The following is a 16,301-nucleotide window of genomic DNA, read 5'->3' as shown; positions in this document are numbered from 1 at the left end:
CTTTCCCTCACCTCCTTCTTTTTGTCAATGTTAGGGCTACTGTGAGGAGAAGGATTAATCCGGGTCCGCACACTTTTGAACCTGTAATAGTGTTCTCCTCCTCTGACTTGGAGGTAGTATTCCCTTCAATTTTCGTACCCTGCTCCTCCTTACATACTGTCACGTTAGCTATCTTGACATCCTCCGGTAGATAACCACCCCTGACAATGTCGGTAATGTTAAGGTAAAATAGGGTAATGTTTTTCCTCACTCTATGTCTACTGAGAATGAAATAAACTGGGAATTGAGTCCAATTCACGGTCAATGTAGGGATGTGCTTAAAGACCTGGTTATAAGCTGGGCCGTAAATAGGATCGTTTAGGAGGCTGGTATTAGTGAGAATTATGAAGTGGGCCGAGTTGTGGGAGCTAGAGTGCCAGTATTCTCCGCTATAGAATATCTTTGGTATTTCAATCCACAACCCGTTAATAGTATGCTTCCACTCTGGAGATGTTAAATTGGTCGGCTCAATACAGAAATTCTTAGTGTCTAGAATATACATACCACCAAAACGGTATATACCACCAACTGGATAATAGCTAATGTTCACGTACCAGGAGCCATTCCAGTACAGTTCCGGATATAAATAAATGAGGTCGTAACTTATGTTTTCTGGGCCAAAGGAAGGAGGTAATAACTCCAGTAGGGCTGGTGTAAAGTTCAGGAAATACAACTGGGAGCCGTTGTAAAAGAACAAATAGTGATATGCTCGGCCCACTTCTGGCCAACATACCATCTCCATCCCACAGGTCACTTGAAGATCTGCAACTTCAGTGCTTATTAGGGCTGCAGTACCGTTAGAGTAGATATTATAGTAAACCTCAACGACATCTCCTCCAACTGGTATTAGGGGCTTACTCGCTAGGGCTGGGAAAGATAGGAGGGTTAATAAGAGAAGAGGAACTATCCACCGAGACATTTCGACCTCATCTCCTTCTAATCCTTGAGATGATTATAGATATGAGAGGTAACAACACAATAACTCCTGGTTCGCAGATTTTGTGTTTTTCTTTTGGTGTGGGGGAGGTAGTAGAAGTAGTGGAGGAAGTAGTAGTTTCATTTTTCTCCTTACTCGTACTTTCTCTTCTCTCACTTTTTGACTGCTGGCAGAATGGTATATCAACAGGTATAATATCCTTAGAAAGCTTGTAGTCAGCACTTGTTGAATTCATTTCAAAGTAAGCCATTGTAATGTTTCTCTCTGTCTCACTTCTTTCAAGTATGAATTGAATTGGAATTTTAACAAATTTTTGAATTATCAGGCTTTTACAGGGGTAATTTAACTTAATTGCCTCTTTAAAAGGAGATGCACAGACAGTATAAATGGGAGCTAACCCCCACCTATCCGAACTCTGCTGGTCAAAGGTAACTATCCTCCATCCATTGATTGTGTTAATATTCTTGCTTTCCTCCAGGAGCCTTGACCAATTAACGTTTACAGGTTTAATGCAAAAATCACGCGAATTAAATTGGTATATTTTATCCACAAATCTTAAATTACTCCTGTTGAAGAAAGTTATGTTTAAGTACCAGGAGCCATTGACAAAAACTGCTCCGTTATAACTTTCAATGACGGTATTATAGGGCTTTAAGAAGTTCAATAAATAAAGTTTTGAATCGTTGAAATAGAGGAGATATTCACCTCCACCCATGATGGTGACTTCACTCGTATTACTGCAATTATAGCCACTTGCAACAAGGTGTGGAGGGCAGTAAGGAGAAAGAACTGATATTGAAAGGTAAATTATTGCATCCTTTCCACTTGAAACTATTGAATATTGAGCGTTCAAAACTTTGACGTTCCAGAAGGGAACGTGAAGTTCCCCTTTGGGGCCAATCCTAATTACCTTGATATTTTCTGGAAACCAATAGCCAGATATTCCAGTCACTCGTCTTGAGCCGTACTCGATCCAAGATACAGGAGTAGTGTTTATGTAAACTAATGTAATGTTTCTAATTCGATTCCCCTTCCTTAGAAGGAAGTACACTGGGAACTTTGGAGAGGTCGTCAAGACAACTCTTTTAGAGTTATTGAGGAGATTAGCGTTCTCTTTACTGTTAATAACAATAATATCCACAGTTGTAGGAAAGCTTGAGTTCGTTGAAAGATTAGGAATAACTATTTTCCAACCATTAATTTCATTAACGCTTTGACTATTCCATACAAGTCTAGACCAGCTAGTATTCACCTTCTTGAAAGAAAAATTTGCCAGGTTTAAACTATAGACTGAGCTAGTAATCTCATCGCATGAATCTTTATATGTTGAAATCTCTACATACCAACTACCATTAACAAATGCAACTCTGAGAGGATGAGCAAGTGCATACGTGAAGTTCAAGAGATAAAGTTGTGAGCCGTCATAGTAGAGGAGATAATACCACTCACCAAATTTTGCTATTGAGCTATTTGGACAACAAAGAAAATCATATTGAAAAACTGATAGAGGTATTAAAACCACTGTTCCATTTGAAACAACGGAGTATTTTACTTCATATATCACTCCAGGAGCTTTGATTGTATGAATAGCTGAAGCTATAGGAGTTAGGAATAAAAATATAGTGAGAAAAGATACAATCACCATTCTGGACATTTTGACCTCACCTTGTCAACTACTTTAAAGTCAGTGCCAAAGTAGTAGGCTCTATGAGGAAAGAGCCTGTTAACTACAGTTTCCGGCGATAAAGGTGGGCGGTGGAATAACTCCCAATATGCTTCTAATATACCACTTATATAATCGCAGGCACGTTCTAGACATTTTGCGTTATTACAGTAAACAGGTTCATTATTTGCATACTCGCACTCAGCACAGTGCCCACGTTTACCCTCGAGAACCGCGCAGTCAGCTTCCATCTCTATTGAGAGTGATTCTTCATATATCCATTTGATTTTTTCAACAAGTTTGTTGAAGGTATATTGTGAGTTATATTGATAATAATTTAATTGAACAAAAACACGGTCGAAATATCCAGCTAGAGTGGGTATCCCACTATTATTTTTTAAATACGTAGCATCTCTGGTTCCAGTCGCTGGAATCCAAATTAATTCCAGTCCATGACTGTGAATGTAATCACTCATTTCCTGGAGGAACTCAATGTATTTACTCTCGTACTCTTTAATCTCATCTTCCTTTTTAAGATTAAGTTTCTTCTTAGGAACTGGGTCATTGATTGTTCCTTGTAGGCAGCTTTCGTAGCTCCAGTAGAAGCCGAGTCTGTTGTCATCATCAACCCCGAGGACTCCGTCAATCCAACTCCTCCAGTAAGAGTTTTCGAACCCATTGGCAGGGTTATCCCTAAGCTCACCACTACCATAGGAGAATGGTATTGTGATGTAATAATCTATTGAGGTGATGTGAGTCCTAATCCACAGTGCTAGGTAACGAGCATCCGCAAACCCATTCCCAGTGTAGTTGATTCCCCTCCCCTCCTCACCTAGGAAGACTACCCTATCAAAACCCCTCTCCTTAAACAACTGGACCTCATCATAATACGTTCCTGGACTCCTCCCACCAAGAGTCATCCTAGACTCATAACCACCCAGAGTATCATTCCACCTTATCCACCACAAGCCAATCCCCAACACAAGAATCACCAAATTTAACTAATTCCTATAGTACATAAAAACCTTATGGATAAATAAAGTGAGTCCAGAGTAGTAGAATAATAACACTTACCATTAAAATAAAAAATTACAATAACACATTACAACACATTTTGCACAATATTATATACCTGAGATATAGTTAACACCCGTAGGGTTTGTCGTAGCATTCTCCGAGCAAGTTCCTGACTATAATTTCTTCTCAAAAAAGTTCTTGCCATCTTCCAGAATATGAGGACTCCATATTGAGGAATTACCATATATAATATCCCAGTTATTATCCCTCCAAGTGCCTTAGGTCTCTCTAGCTGAGGAATACCCTGCTAAAGAGATATTTTACCTTTCATCCTCCCTCTAGTTGTCGATGAACCTGTACTTGCAGGATGCTGGATGAAGTCAAGCCCAGGAATTGTTAAAACTTTCTTTCAGAAGGCATAAAGGAAAGGGCACTCTTCCTTCATTGACTTTCTTGTAAAGAGATTAAACATGAACATAGTATGCAGAAACTCTTAGAATAACCACTAATCCAACAATAACAAGAAGAAGCCATACATATGGAGAGTCTTCGTTTAGAGAATTAGTTTAAGCTTAATTTCAACCAATGCTAAATTGTTGAAGGAGAAATTAGAGGAGCAAGGTTACACGTACTTGAACTCTTCCTCGAGCTCATCTTTCTCCTTCAGCTTCCAAAATACCTTCCCATCCTTTTGAAAGCTTTCAACCTTTCCCTGCTCTGCAAACCTAAGGAGATACCTCCTCACTTCCATGTCTCTAATTCCCGTCTCCTTTACGATCTCTTCAACAGTTTTTGGACCATTTTCAAGAACCTTCAAAACTTTTGTATTCTTCATCTTCTCCCCTCCAGTTTTTTGTATTTCTCCAACACTTCAATTATCTTCTCCATTACCCTTAAGTGTTTCTCAAGTTCATCAATGTCATCGGGAAGGGAATTTGCCAATTGAGTTAACTTCTCCATTAGCCTTTCTTCAACCCCCTTAACCATCTCTTTTTTCTGTTTTTCCCTGTATTCACAAACTGGACAAAACACCCTTCCATCCTTTTCAAAGAGAGGTGAACCACACTTTGGACAATGCTTATCCAGCATTTTCGCTCCAGAGAGAAGAAGAGGTGCAATGACTTTCCTAATCTCTTCATCCGTTATCATTCAAACACCTCCTTTAGGGAGGAAAACGCTTCAATTATAGCCCTCCTTCCATATTTTGACTTTGCAACTCTGTAAGAGATTTCAGCTATGTCAAACGCTATAATATCGAAGTTCTCCTTAATTTTATCTATCAAATCGAGAAGCTCTTTAAGGGTAAGTTCTCCATGCTGGAATCGAGCTATCCTATATTCTGGACTTAGGATGTCTAAGTCTATTGACAGATATATTTCCTTCCCAAGGAATTCCTTGGCCTCTTTAATAACCGCTTTAACTCCATGTTGCTTAAGGTTAATGTAAGCTTTCCATTTACCCCTTACTTTTCTAGTCCTTGGTAATGCTGGGAATATCTTTACCCTTCTCGTCCAGAGCTTAGTTCCAGAAGTTGTTGGTATCATTAGAACTGCACCAATTACCGAGGCCCTCTCTATAACGTTATCTTTCAACGCATAGGCCAGCCAAGAAGCGTGATCAAAGTAATCCTGCATTAAATCTGTATGAGCATCTAAACTTATCATGGCCTTTGGCCTTATCTTTTTTAATATAAAGTACGTCCCGGAGTGATCCCCAAGAACGTAAGAATTATCTAGAGGAATTTCATCTAACGTGGCGAAGTTTATATCTCTCACAAGTCCTTCCCTTTTCAGTAGCTTGGCCACGTATCTAACTCCCTCTTGATTCGGCTCCTCTCCATTGGGAATGAACACCGTCATGCTATCACCTCTCAAGTAAGGAAATCAACTCTTGAAAACTCTGAGATCCAGAACGACGTGCCAAACTCCTGGGGCGTATCTCTTTATCTTCAACTCGTTCAGCTTCTCCACATCATATCCGTATTCTTTCGTAATTCTTTTGAACGTCTCAAATGGTTCTCTTGGCATTAGTTTCTCTGGAACTGTGTTGTGATAGTGAATTATTGCCCCATCCTTTGCTATGCTTAAGGCCTTCGGTATGAACTCGTGGGTTCTAACTACATATCCCATTAAGATCCTATCAGCTATATTTTCCCCAGGAAAATCCCTGTTATCCATGTTATAAGCCGACATCCTGTCCTCAACTTTGTTTAGGTGAATGTTCTCAACTAAGAATTTGAATGTGTAGGGGTCTTTCTCTATAGCTATAACTTTAGCCTTTCCGTAAACCGCTATTGGAAGGCTTAAGTGACCTATACCAGCGAACATGTCAACCACTAGTTCATCTGGTTTCGCAACCTTAGCCATTCTAACCCTCTCTTTAACATTCGCGGGAGAGAACATTATCTTAGCCACATCTAGCTTATATTTAATCCCGTTCTCTACGTGAACCGTTACAGTGTCACTTCCATAGAGGAGCTCATAGTCGGGTTTTCTAGTTTCCCCGTGAATATGCCCCTTCCGCAGAACCGTTTTAACCCCAAGAACCTCCGCGTAAACCTCCGCTATCCTATGCTTATAAGGCTCCAACTCCGGCCTTAGTGGAAGCAAGAGAACATCCCCTATCCTAACCCATCTTTTAGGAAGTAATTTCACTAGCTCTTCAGGAAGCTCCTTTGAGAGTATCTCCCTAATCCTGGGTTTTATTCCCTGAGTCCTCATTTCTCCTTAAGCAATCCTTTTATCCTTCCCAATATCTCGGAAAACACAGCATTCCTATTTTCTGGAGTTAGCCAATAGTACTCACCTAGTGGCCTATACCTATCAACTAACCTTCTGTGAACCGTTGCCAGTAGGTGCTTTTCGCTCTTGAGTACTAGGCCGAGGGCTTTAAGGAACTCATTGCTTTTAAATTCCATCGGGCCTATCTCATCTATAACTATTAAATCAGCACCCCTAAGGGCCCTGGAGAGTGCTGGAATTGCCACCCTTTCAAAGCCTTCAACGTCGATAACGTACTTTCCAAGCCTTGGATAGCCATAACCAACGTACGCTAACCTTCCTATTTCCCCAGTATCTAGGGCTATTACCCTAAAGCCTGTTCTTTTCCCTCCTTCCCTAATTTCCTCAGTTATTATACCCCCAACTTTAAATCCCTCTCTCCTAACTTCATCGGCTATCCTTTTTGCTAAAGTCGTCTTTCCAACTCCCGGCATTCCACTTACAAAGAACCTCATGAGTTAAGCTACCTTTAGTGGTTAATAAAGTTAAGGTAGTATTGTCTTCACCCCATCAACCTCGAGGAACTTTGGCACTATTCCATATACCTTTCCTATTACCTCCAGGGGAAGAGAATTAGGATCACCAAGCCATGCAACCTCTCCATTCTTAAGAACTAATAACTCATCAGAATAGTTAATTGCAAGATTTAGATCATGAAAAACGGCAATTATAAGCTTTTCTTTTTTTAACTCCTGGAGGATCTCAATGACCTTCTTCGTGTGATTTATGTCTAGGTGACTCGTTGGCTCATCCAGGAGCATGACCTCACTTCCCTGGGCAAGGGCCCTGGCTATAAGGGCTAGCTGATACTCACCACCACTAAGTCTTGTGATGAGCTCATGCCTTTTTTCAACGAGCCCAACTCTCTTTAGGGCATCTTCAATGTCGCCTCCCCTTGCATAAGTTCCAAGCTCTACGAATTCCTCAACGGTGAAAGAGAACTGTGGAAATGAGGACTGTGGGACGTATGAAACTATCTTAGCCCTCTCCTTGGGTTTAAGATTTAATAGATTTATACCATCGTACACTATCTTACCTCTAGGCTTTAGTATACCAGCTATGCACTTGAGCAAAGTTGATTTTCCAGATCCGTTAGGGCCTATTATAGCTAAGAGTTCTCCTTTTTTCGCCTTAAACTTGACATCCCTTAGGGCTTCAAAATTACCGTAGGAAAATGATATATCCACCTCAAGTTCAGGCATAAAGCTCACCTCTCTTCTTTCTAATTAAAAGGTAAGCGAAGAAAGGAGCTCCAAATAGAGATGTCATTATTCCTATTGGAATCTCAACCGGGGCAACTAAAGTTCTTGAGAGAACGTCTGAGGTAACGAGTAGAATCCCACCAAACATAGCAGCGGTTGGTAAAAGCCTCTTGTGATTAGGGCCCACGATCATCCTCATTATGTGGGGGCTAACCAAACCAACAAATCCTATTATCCCGCTTTCGGCCACGGCCACTCCAGTTAGAAGTGAGATCGCCACTATTATTAATTTCCTGTACAGATTAACGTCGAGGCCTAATGCTATGCTCTCCTCACCGAGCAAGAGAAGGTTTAACTCCTTCCAGGTTAAGAATAACATGCTAGATCCTATGATCGTGCCTATGAGCATCAGTAAAACCTTAGCCCAGGTAGCTAAGGCAAACGTTCCAAACAGCCATACCAACCCCTCGTGTATCCTATCCTTGTTCATATAGAGTATGTAGGAGGTTATTGCATGGGAGAAAAAGCCAACCGCAATCCCAGCTAAGAGAAGTACATCGACAGGTATGTGACCGTTCACCTTTGAGATCGAGTAAACGAGGTAAACAGCGGCTATAGCCCCGATAAAGGCGAACAGCTCAATGTACCTCGGATTGTAAGCTAGAGCTAAAGCCGCCCCTATTGAAGCCCCCCCACTTATCCCTAAGATATAGGGATCGGCCAAGGAATTCCGGAATAATGCTTGACTCGCTGTTCCAGCTAAGGCTAGAGAAAAGCCGACTAAATATGCTAGGATTATCCTAGGTAACCTAACGTCGAGGATAATAAATTTAGAGCCAGAGAGGTTTCCTTTCCTATAGAGGGATATCGAAGTCGGAGAAAGAGATGATATTACTTCCTTAATCGGTATTTTAACTGAACCGAGAGATAATGCTAAAAATATTGAGGCGACTGAGAGCACTATTAGCAGGGTCGTTACCTTCTTCACGATTTGGATAAATATGCCACTATTTTATATCTTTTTCCTCATTAAGGATATGCTTATAGTAGTACCAGAGTCCCCTTATAACATCCCTAAGTTCCACCATTGTGTAAACCTCAGTCCTATTCAACAATTTCGCAGTTTCCTTCCAGTCGTGGGCTTGGAGAACTCTATGAATTAAGAGCACGATCTGCCTATCATCTAAGTAAGGTCTCATCCATCCGTCGAGGAAGTAAAGTTTTACCAAGGGCTTAACGGCATCAACGACTGTGTCATAAGTGAGTACCCTTTTTATGAACATCTCCAGTCTCTTTCTCTGCACTTTAGTCAGGTATATGGGATAATCCACGGACTCCCCGAATGGGGTCTCAAAGAGCCATTTAGCTATTTCAGGTTCTAAATCCCTATGGGTGTCACCCAACCATTCGGTAAGCCTCAGCCTAAATTCACTGTTCGCCTTCTTCACGATCTCTTTAGCTCTCTCGCTTATCGGCTTGATAACTATTGCCGTGTACTCACCACTGACCGGATTTCTCGTAGGGCTAAGATGAACGACAGCAAATCCGTTCCTAACCCAGAACCTTATTAGCTCTTCACTTGCACCAAAACCAGAACCAACCCAATCAAGGCCTCTCTCCTCGGCCTCCTTTACGAGTAATTCTAGAGCCTTACTTCCAAGGCCAAGATCCATGGCATCTGGATGGGTAGCTATTCTAACAATTCTATACCCCTTCAGCTTGGCAAACTCCTTAGCGTAGTGGTGCTTTACCATCATATCTGGAATTATATTTCCTGGGGGTTTGTATCCCTTAGCCATCTTATCAATTACGGCCTTTGGAATACCTCCCTCCCTAGCTATTTGTATCGCGGTAACTATCTTTCCATTCTTAAGCCTCAAAACCCTAGCTTCATGGTGAGGGGCATCGGCTAAAAGGGCTACGTCGCTTGGCCTGTTCCTGTAATGAGCTAACACGTAAATACCGACGAAGTGCCTTAAATCTTCCCTATCATTCTCGAACCAATCATCCAAGTCGGGCTCCTCTAAATAAACATCCATCTTCCTAATTAGCTCGTAATCCTCTTCAGTGAGTTCCACAGGTTCTGCATCCAGGAGGAGGACATCAAAGAGCCACCTCTCTATGGGATCTCCCTCAGCATATCTTATTGGAACGGAAAGATGAATTTCCTTGTAGTTTCTTTTTTCCTTAGCTTTCTTCAGAAACTTAACAGAAAATCCCCTACCGGCCCCCTCATATCCATGTATAGTGGAGGAAAAGACTACCCTTTCTTTTTCAAGGTACTTGTGAAGTATCGGAACGTGTATACCAGCGGCTTCATCGATTATATAGAGATCTGCCCTTTGCTTATATCCCTTGGTCGGTGGGTAATATCTGATCCCTATCCCCTTAGCGTACACTTCCTTTATCAAACCGTTCTCCCTAACAATCTTAGTCTTGTACCCCAGAGTCTTAAGGCTCTTCTCCGCGAACTTCAATAAACTCTGGACATTCTCAATTTCTGGAGCGGTAACCACAATTCTAAAATTCTTTTTCTTACTTTTCACGGCCAAACCTATGGAGGCTATACCGACGGAGACGCTCTTTCCCCTTCCCCTATCCGCAGTTAAAACTATCATCCCAGGGTTGTCTATTAGATCCTCAAAGGCCCTGAGAACTTCCACTTGACCCCTAGTTAAGCATAACTCATAGAGCTCCTTGGGAAACCTTATATCTTCTGGTATCTCAACTTTTTCCCTTTCAGGGAGTCTTGCTTGACTCTTATTCTTCCTGGGCCTCCTTTCTATCTTCTTCTTATCAGCATTAACTATGTATATCCCCCTATGCTCGGTAAACTTCCTTATTAACCTCCTATTGAATCTCTTCTTCACATCATCTATAGTGTAAGGCGGAGTCACAAGACTCTTATGGAAGCCAGTCCACATGTCTTTCCACTTCTCAAAAGGATTCGTAAGGATGAATACTACACCACCACCCCTAACCGTTTCTATTATCCTACCAAGGTCATTTGGGGAATAGTCATAACTTAAGTCTAACACTAAAACATCAAACGTCCTACCCAGGATATCCCTGCTGTATTTAAACGTCACGGAAGTTAATTCAGTGTTAGGGGCTAGGATTGAGAAGTGCTTTCTAAACTCCTCGAACCTCTTCCTCCCATAAGTTTCTTCCCCTAACGCATCCGTCGCATATAGAACCTCAATTTTATCCTCATCCCTAAGCTTCCTCTCTAAAAATTCGGGAATATATTCGGATAGGACCCTTGCAACTCCACCAGCTAAAATTCCAGCGAGCTTCGCCTTCTCGAGGGTATCTCCCTGGAGGATAATCATCCTACGATGAAAGTTAGAGATAGCCTCAGCTAATGCGGTTTCAGCTAACCTAATGAATGATTCTTTAACATTTTCCTTCCTCGCATACTCGCGGATATCCTTGGGAAACCTAACCTTGATCGTCATTTTAAACCCCAATAAAAGAGCAAATTTATGCCTTAAAAACTTAAACTTTATCAACGTTTTTTATTATTTGCTGAATATCGTTGTAAATCGTATCTCTGGAAACGCCAAACATCCTAGCAAGCTCAGAAATGTTTAGGGCCTTGATGTTATAATTCAAAAGCTCAAGAACTTTAGCTAGAATCTTTCTCCTATTCTGGAGCATGAAATCTTTAGTGTTAGCTTTCCTGGGCTTGTTGTAAACTAAAACTCCAATTGCATATGTTCTTCTTGTTACAGGAGTAGTATAAGTCTCTATTTGAAAGTCAAACACTTCTATCTCCGGAGTTACATAAGAGTTAAGCTTCTCCTGAAGATCTTCAAGGGCTTTATCTTTACTTCCTGATACCGAATATTCAACCGCTATCCCTGGTTTATAGGGTTGAGCTAGATCAACGATTAAGGCTAGATTAACGGAAAGGAAAGCTCCTGTCGATATCTTTATTTTTGAACTAGTTATTTTACCTTGTTGAGGTAATCTATTTTTGCTCATTCTAATTAGCGTTCTAATACAATCACGAACACTAGCACCCTCGCTGTGTAACAAAATAAGCATCCCACCACCCCTGCAAAAATGATTGCAACCTAGACAAATTTGAGGATCAAGGTATATATAGGATTTTTGTCTTAAATATATGGAAATAAGGAGGTGGAAGAGATGAGGAAGGCCCAAGGAGCAATTGAGTATCTGTTCATGATTGCAGCAGCGTTGATCATAATTGCAGTGGTAATCAAGTACCTTAGAGGTGCAGGGCAGAGCGCAGGACAACAAGCAAATAGCACGATCAGCGAAGCAGGAAAGATGATCTCTGAAGCTATAAGCAAAGAGATCAAGAATGCCTCAGGCTGAGGAGTTTAACTTTCTTTTTTTATTTTCGGGGGTAGCTGAGATTGAGAAGAGCACAGTCCGCTGTGGAATATCTGCTAATTCTTGGAATAACGATCATTATTGTCTTTCTCGTGATTGGCTACGTGGTCAGGTCTAATCATGGAATGACCTCAACGGCCGTTGCAACGTTCAACAATTCAACAGAGGCAATCAAGCAGGGTATAACGAACATAACAAAGAAAGAAATTAATGGGTAATCTCCAATTCGCCCCTTACTTTTATTAAGGTGTCAGAGATCCTAGACATGTTTCCTTTCACGATCCCTATTTCAAAATCTTTGTAGCGGATTCTATTCTCCCCAATTATACATACAGGAGCAGGGAACTCTATATACACGGGATCTGATATCTCTATCCTATTCCCAATCACCTTCAGATAAATAGTCCGACTATTATTTCCAGATGTATATAGCAGGTAATAATGACTGGAGATCTGTTTAACCAAAATTTTCCTAGTATCGTTGCTCGGTTTTATCTTAAATATAAGGGAACCGTTGTAATGTACATCTAAAGCTTTGGAACTTATAAAAAACGAGATTCCAGAATTTCTAGCTAGAGAATACACTAAAAGCTTTTCAGTATCGGTGTAGGCTAAGCCGTAAACAAGGGTACCGTTCTCAACTAGATACTTTATTATCTCCCCATATTCCGCACTAAGCACTGGGGAATTATCCATTATCGCAAATACCCATGTACTTAAAACTACATAGGAAGTATTGAGAGACTCTAAAAACCTCTTTGGGTCTTCCCCTTTAAGGTAGAGTATCCCAAAGTTGTCAATGTAAAACCTGGGCTCATCTATATTGAATAGGTAAGCATCCATCGGATTCATAGCATATCCTTCCCTAATGTTCTCCAGGATAACCCTGCTTTCCTCTCTTATTTCCTTTGTATGAGTAGCGAAGGGTATCGCAAGCTCTCCCTTTGGAACCTTTGCAACCATTGTAACTGAGAGGATAAATATTAGGGAGAATACTAAAGCGATATTAACTTTATTTTGAGGGAGCGCCGAAGCGAGGTAAATTATAATAAGGAGAAGGATTGGATATAAAAACCTTGCAACGGGCTGAATTGGAAAAATAAAGTACATAAGAGCAGTCATTAATGCTAAGGCACCAACTTTAGAACTTCCCCTCCCTCCCCTTATTAGCAGGATAAAAGTGAGGATTAAAATTGAATAGTATGGATAGAGAAGTTCTAGTTTTCCTTCTCGGATTACCCTGAGTATATCGGCAAAGAGGTTGGGGATGTTAAGGAAAGGTACATACCTCGAAGAGTTAGCCATGTAGACCATTGAAAAATAGTATTTCGAAACCATCAAACCGAGGGGGATCTCGAGTAGACCCCTACCAAGAATGAATGCCAAAAGCATCAACAGAGCAACCTTAAGCTTAACCATTTTGATAATCTTGGTAAATGAGAACGTGCTAAACGCCCTTAAAGTGAACAGGAAGAATATCAGGAACAGTAATACGGGAAGGAAGCTACCGATGATTTCACCCTTTTTAATCCCAGGTAGAATTAGGAGGTTCCTAGACAATTGGTTAGGGTAAGCAACTATTAGCAAAGTTTCTACGATCAACAAGAAGGTATAAGCCAAAAAGAATGCCCTAACTACCTTCTTTTTATCAATTTTGATCTCGCTGAATTCCGAACTCCTGAAGAGAAGAAATGCTAAAGCATATGGGAGAAGTGTATGCTTCACCGTTGAAAGGATACCCAGAATGAAGGCCGTAATTAGATCAGAGGTACCCCTCAACCATAGGTAGATCGTTAGCAAAACGGAAAACTCTATTAGGGTTAAGTGATAAACGCTTGCATTGTAAAAGATAAGGAAGGGATCAAGGGTTAAAATTCCAGCTAGGAGGAGCCCTGTATCCTCTCCCCCTAGCTTACTTCCAATAGAATATCCCAGGAAAACCGAAAGGATCCCAATGAACATAGAGAGTAATCTTCCAGCAATCAGAGAGTCTCCAAATATCCTAAGCCATAGGGCTAATAGATAGTAGAAAAGGGGGGGATGAACTGCAAAAATATCCCTATATGGTAAGTACCCCTGGTTTATGCTCCTCGCAATTAAAAGGTATGTTCCCTCATCATAATCGCTAAACTCATCCATTGAAAAAAGGAAGGGCACCCTCAAGATTATGTAAACTCCTAATACCCCTAATAGAATAAAAATTGTCCTCCTTTTCATGGGCCTTCCCTCTTAAGCATGATCTCCTTTACTCCTATTGGGATTTTATAAGTTGTATTCGGAGAGTACAATATTAGATAGTGCATTCCCGGATCTACACGTACTTTTAGAACTATTCTTTCATCTCCATATTCGGTCTTGAATTCATACCTTTTAATGAACTCTCCATCAAGGTAAATTTCAAGCGCTCTCCCTTTTTTTCCCGATATCCTTATCTCTATTCTATCGAAACTTTCTGAAGTTGAAAAAAGAATTGAGGAGGTATTAACTATCATAATTGCATAGGGGAAGCCCTTAAGCCTCAACTTCATCGTTGCATAATTTTTATTGACCCATCCATAAACGAACCATTTGGTATCTTTTATGTAGCTAATTGTTCCGTTTGTATGATAATAGCTCAGAACATCTCCAGTGGGCTTCCCATGCTTATTCAAATCAAGGAGCCAAAGGCCATCTCTAAACAGAACAACTCTCCTGTCAAGGAAGTTTACTATGTTTATTGGATATACTTCAATCTCCCCCGCTCCTCTTGTATCCACATATAGGTATCTCGCTTCTGAAATGTTTTTTGAATAGCAAACTATTGGGGTTTCTGTGAGAATTGGAATCCATCTTCCTGAATCAAATTCACAAGCCGTCATCACCGTTTCATTTCCAGCGATCCTTGAGACTTCCTTTATGAAATCTACAACCTCAGGGTCAAGAAGGTAAGAAGACTCACTCGCAAGATGCTCAATTCTCAAGTAAGGATAAGAGATCATCATTCCTACAACTAGGAAAATGGCTGCTAGTTCTTTCTTTACCTTAAATATATAGTTTAACCCAATTCCCTCCAGAATTGGGATGAGTGGCGTGGTCAACATGAAAGCCCTTTCTGAGTTCCACACTGCCGATAAGTAAGGAATCCTAATGTTCAGGTAAGTTTTATCAAGCATCATGAAGATTATCAATAAAAAAGACAAGGAAAGTCCCTTTTCAATTGAACCTCCCCTCATCAGGGATAGAATTAAAGCGAGAATTAAAGAAAGCCCAAAGAGTATTTGCCCATTGTCAACAAAGGAGTACCTTAGAATTGAGATTAAAAAATTGGGATTATCCTTGTTTGAAAATCTAGGATTCATTAATATTCCTTTTACTGCATATTCCGTAGAGAATGGCGTAAATACCAGGAAAACACTCGCACTAAGGATAAGCTGAGTTAAAAACACCTTCCTATTTTTGGATAATATCGTCGTGAAAAATGCTGTTGCTTGGAAAAGTATGTACTGATAAGGGTGAACCACGGCCATGATTCCCGATGTAATTCCAAGCATTATGCTGATTTTAATTCCCCTATCCCTCATGGCAACTTCCAGGAAGTAAACTGAAAGCAGGAAAATCATGTAGTTAGTGAAGGCCGGGAGGAGTGCATATTGGACAAAGTAATAATAGAGGGCCGAGAAATTCGTTAAAAGGGCGGCAAATATTCCGATTTCCCTCCTTATTTCCCTTCCTACCAAGTATGCTAAAGCTGGGAGGTACAGTATCTCAAAAATCCTTAGAGAGTTCATGCCATATATTATATTTTCCCCCTTGAATCCAGAGAGAAGGGCTATTAAAGCGTGGTACCCTGGAGGGTACTTAATTATTTGAGCTGAAAAATATCCTGGAACGTGGGAAAAATAAACCGTTCCAGTTGAAATTATCATTTTAACTTTGGAAGCATGGAACCAAGTATCCGCTGCCCTGTAATCTGGAAGAAGAAAGTAAAAGCTCCTAACTACAAGGCCAAGAAGGGATGATATTGCAATCATCCCGAAGTCAAGAATCTTCTCTCTTTCAATTTTCCCCTTTATATCTACTTTAATCCCTAGCAATAAAGCAAGAGCAGCTATTATTATCCTCGAAAATGATACGTCAATTCCAACTCGACTTATCGCTAATACTGTGAGGGTTGAGATTACAATACCAAGACCGGGTCCACTTAGCAAGGGCTCAACATCAAGTCGATGAGCAATTAAATACCCGAAAATTAGAAGGCCCAATAGAATAGCGTAGGGGCTTGAAGTGAAAATTAAAATTACTGAAATGATCGCCAGTATTAG

At 40.6% G+C, this 16,301-nt stretch carries 16 protein-coding genes; 2 read left to right on the top strand and 14 right to left on the bottom strand.

Annotation, left to right across the window (positions count from 1 at the left end; genetic code table 11):
* Positions 1–7 precede the first annotated feature (7 nt).
* From PH_RS03755 to PH_RS03700, 12 genes are all read right to left on the bottom strand, one after another.
* A complete protein-coding gene (locus PH_RS03755; RefSeq protein ID WP_010884893.1) occupies positions 8–958 on the bottom strand; it encodes a hypothetical protein in 951 nt (316 codons plus the stop codon).
* A 7-nt stretch (positions 959–965) separates the two neighbouring features.
* On the bottom strand, positions 966–2,630 hold the full coding sequence (locus PH_RS03750) for a hypothetical protein (protein ID WP_010884892.1): 1,665 nt from the start codon (positions 2,628–2,630) through the stop codon (positions 966–968).
* Complete coding sequence (locus tag PH_RS03745; protein ID WP_010884891.1) at positions 2,615–3,631, bottom strand: DUF4855 domain-containing protein; 1,017 nt, start codon at positions 3,629–3,631, stop codon at positions 2,615–2,617. Before PH_RS03745 ends, PH_RS03750 begins: the two co-directional genes overlap by 16 nt.
* A 647-nt stretch (positions 3,632–4,278) precedes the next feature.
* Entirely contained in the window at positions 4,279–4,491 is a 213-nt protein-coding gene (locus PH_RS03740) for a hypothetical protein (protein WP_010884890.1), read from the bottom strand.
* On the bottom strand, positions 4,488–4,805 hold the full coding sequence (locus PH_RS03735) for an Sjogren's syndrome/scleroderma autoantigen 1 family protein (RefSeq protein WP_010884889.1): 318 nt from the start codon (positions 4,803–4,805) through the stop codon (positions 4,488–4,490). The genes PH_RS03740 and PH_RS03735 overlap by 4 nt, the downstream gene beginning before the upstream one ends.
* Entirely contained in the window at positions 4,802–5,515 is a 714-nt protein-coding gene (locus PH_RS03730) for an arginase family protein (protein ID WP_010884888.1), read from the bottom strand. Before PH_RS03730 ends, PH_RS03735 begins: the two co-directional genes overlap by 4 nt.
* 24 nt (positions 5,516–5,539) lie before the next feature.
* Positions 5,540–6,376 carry a tRNA(Phe) (4-demethylwyosine(37)-C(7)) aminocarboxypropyltransferase Taw2 gene (locus PH_RS03725; protein ID WP_010884887.1) on the bottom strand — a complete coding sequence of 279 codons (837 nt, stop codon included), beginning with the start codon at positions 6,374–6,376 and terminating at the stop codon, positions 5,540–5,542.
* On the bottom strand, positions 6,373–6,891 hold the full coding sequence (locus PH_RS03720; RefSeq protein WP_010884886.1) for an NTPase: 519 nt from the start codon (positions 6,889–6,891) through the stop codon (positions 6,373–6,375). The genes PH_RS03725 and PH_RS03720 overlap by 4 nt, the downstream gene beginning before the upstream one ends.
* Positions 6,892–6,921: 30 nt before the next feature.
* Positions 6,922–7,638 carry an ABC transporter ATP-binding protein gene (locus PH_RS03715; protein ID WP_048053219.1) on the bottom strand — a complete coding sequence of 239 codons (717 nt, stop codon included), beginning with the start codon at positions 7,636–7,638 and terminating at the stop codon, positions 6,922–6,924.
* Positions 7,631–8,626: a FecCD family ABC transporter permease gene (locus PH_RS03710; RefSeq protein WP_010884884.1), complete on the bottom strand. Its 996-nt coding sequence runs from the start codon at positions 8,624–8,626 to the stop codon at positions 7,631–7,633. Before PH_RS03710 ends, PH_RS03715 begins: the two co-directional genes overlap by 8 nt.
* Positions 8,627–8,645: 19 nt before the next feature.
* Positions 8,646–11,096, bottom strand: coding sequence for a tRNA(Met) cytidine acetyltransferase TmcA (locus PH_RS03705; protein ID WP_010884883.1), 2,451 nt, complete (start codon positions 11,094–11,096; stop codon positions 8,646–8,648).
* Positions 11,097–11,136: 40 nt separating this feature from the next.
* Positions 11,137–11,688, bottom strand: a complete 552-nt coding sequence (locus tag PH_RS03700) for an HTH domain-containing protein (RefSeq protein ID WP_010884882.1) — start codon at positions 11,686–11,688, stop codon at positions 11,137–11,139.
* A gap of 102 nt (positions 11,689–11,790) precedes the next feature.
* On the opposite strand from PH_RS03700, the gene PH_RS03695 reads away from it, so the two are divergent.
* Positions 11,791–11,982 carry a class III signal peptide-containing protein gene (locus tag PH_RS03695; protein ID WP_048053218.1) on the top strand — a complete coding sequence of 64 codons (192 nt, stop codon included), beginning with the start codon at positions 11,791–11,793 and terminating at the stop codon, positions 11,980–11,982.
* Between the two features lie 41 nt (positions 11,983–12,023).
* Entirely contained in the window at positions 12,024–12,218 is a 195-nt protein-coding gene (locus PH_RS03690) for a class III signal peptide-containing protein (protein ID WP_010884880.1), read from the top strand.
* Here PH_RS03690 and PH_RS03685 read toward each other — a convergent pair.
* Together PH_RS03685 and PH_RS03680 are read right to left on the bottom strand one after the other, a co-directional pair.
* Positions 12,208–14,217 carry an ArnT family glycosyltransferase gene (locus PH_RS03685; protein ID WP_010884879.1) on the bottom strand — a complete coding sequence of 670 codons (2,010 nt, stop codon included), beginning with the start codon at positions 14,215–14,217 and terminating at the stop codon, positions 12,208–12,210. The two genes, PH_RS03690 and PH_RS03685, sit on opposite strands and share 11 nt — an antisense overlap.
* Entirely contained in the window at positions 14,214–16,241 is a 2,028-nt protein-coding gene (locus PH_RS03680) for a DUF6541 family protein (protein WP_231833716.1), read from the bottom strand. The genes PH_RS03685 and PH_RS03680 overlap by 4 nt, the downstream gene beginning before the upstream one ends.
* Positions 16,242–16,301: the final 60 nt, after the last annotated feature.

Origin of the sequence: Pyrococcus horikoshii OT3 (assembly GCF_000011105.1) — an archaeon.
Classification (GTDB): Archaea; Methanobacteriota_B; Thermococci; order Thermococcales; family Thermococcaceae; genus Pyrococcus; species Pyrococcus horikoshii.
This window is presented reverse-complemented; position numbering and strand designations above follow the sequence as displayed.